The sequence below is a fragment of the Lactobacillus sp. UMNPBX4 genome, assembly GCF_002554115.1.
Classification (GTDB): Bacteria; Bacillota; Bacilli; order Lactobacillales; family Lactobacillaceae; genus Lactobacillus; species Lactobacillus gallinarum.
Map to the genome: position 1 here is coordinate 1 of NZ_PCZF01000097.1, position 1,805 is coordinate 1,805.

Below are 1,805 nucleotides of genomic sequence, written 5' to 3' on the forward strand. Positions count from 1 at the left end.
GAGTTGGATTGATCGTCTTTTGGTATCTGAAAGTTAGTTTTTTCCCAGACACTTTAAAGCAGACGAAATTATTAAGACTAGTAGAATATTTTAGTTACTTCTTTAAGTTTTTTTCGCAGTAATCCTTGATCTTGTCATCATCGGCCTTGAGCATCCATTCACAGGCTGCTTCAGTCTTCATGGTGTCATGGTTGTTTGCTTCCATTTCGTGGTCCCAAATAGCGTCACGAATAGGCATTGAGTTACCCTTTGCCCAATCAAATACTTGGTCCATTTCACGATCAATCATTGCTGTTTGTTCAATTTCTTTTGCATCTGCCATAATTATAAGCTTCCTTTCATCTACAGCATCTATTCTAGTTCTATTAGCTTAAGCTGTTAAATGAAAGGGCTTAATTTATTAATTTTCTAATCTTTTCCGTTAACTGCTTCATCAGCTTGGTTAACGATTCTCACTGCATTAAGTGAACGAGGATATCCAATGAATGGCACATTTTGTTCAATGACCTTCATTAAGAATTCCTTGTCGTTGCCCAATCTAATATTAGTTTGCGCATGTGATAATAATTGTGGTTCACAGCCACCTTGTGCAGCAATGTAGCAAAATGTAATCATTTCGCGGTCACGATCGTCTAAACCTTTTCTGGTGTAGTAATCACCAAAACAATTATCTACAAGCCACTTGTTGATGGTACCCTTCTTGGCAAAATCCTTCATTTGCGGACCAAATAAACGAATTTGCGTCTCTTCACCTTTTTCTAGGCGATTCTTCATCGTTGTGGTTGACTGACCTGGTAGCGGCAAATCTACTCCTCTTGCAGTCAAAATATCGTTAGTTGCTTTGAAAAATGGAAAAACACGACCTAATCCTAAATAGTCAACAGCTTGATACAAAACTTCTTTAGCTTCAACTGGACTAACCCCGTTATCAAGAGCAACGGGAAGCATGACCTTATACTCGTCAATCCCTTGCATCCCTAACAAATAAGCCAGCGTTGACAACATCTTAGTTCTATCAGGCAAATCAACCGCAGCTTGTACTTCATCAAAAGCAAAATGATTAATCCGTTCTAAGGCTTCTGGATCCGTTTTTTCTAATAAGTTAGCATGAATTCTTTGTGCATCTTCTTTAATTGACATGATATTTTCCTTTCTAAAACGATCTCTTCACTACTTATTTAAGTACGTTTCAGACCTAAAGAAAAATATCTATTTTTTATTCTGCGGAATAACTTCTGCTTATGCTTATTAGCAACATTTAGGTCAACTACCCTAGACTGAAGTCTAGGGCTTAGTGGCTCGTTAGCTTACGCTAACCAGAACACCAACTTGCTTAGATACGGACTTGACTTACCAGCAATAATCTTTTGGCTATTGCCGATAGAGGTCGTCTAATTACCAAAGCCTTTTGAGTCCGTGAGTTGCTAGCGGACTGCAGCCCCGAATAAGGTTGCTTCTTTTATTTTAGGATTCTGCCACTTGCCTAATCCTTTTTCTAGAATATTCACTGCCGCATTCCAATCGCGAATATGGTGCGTCTGACAGATTGGGCACGTCCATTCCCGATCCTTAAGGGTTAATTTCTTATAGCTATTTTGTCCCATAATACTGCCACATTGATGGCATCTTTGGGTGGTGTACTTAGGATCAATTGTTAGAAATTCTTTGCCATATAGATCTGCCTTATAAGCCAGCATGTTCAGGAAACTACGCCAACCAACATCAGAAATGGCTTGAGACAAGGCATGATTCTTTAACAGATTTCTGCTTCTTAGTTCCTCGGCAACTACTAAATCGTGGTTTTT

General features: G+C 38.8%; 3 protein-coding genes. All 3 read right to left on the reverse strand.

What is annotated here, in order from left to right; all coding sequences use genetic code 11:
* Positions 1-94: 94 nt before the first annotated feature.
* Entirely contained in the window at positions 95-322 is a 228-nt protein-coding gene (locus tag CP355_RS09785) for a hypothetical protein (RefSeq protein WP_003632732.1), read from the reverse strand.
* A gap of 86 nt (positions 323-408) precedes the next feature.
* Positions 409-1,140 (reverse strand): carboxymuconolactone decarboxylase family protein, encoded by a 732-nt coding sequence (locus CP355_RS09790; protein WP_098037048.1) that lies wholly within the window; start codon positions 1,138-1,140, stop codon positions 409-411.
* Positions 1,141-1,424: 284 nt separating this feature from the next.
* On the reverse strand, positions 1,425-1,805 hold a 381-nt coding region (locus CP355_RS09795), incomplete at its 5' end, for an RNA-guided endonuclease TnpB family protein (RefSeq protein ID WP_143468935.1).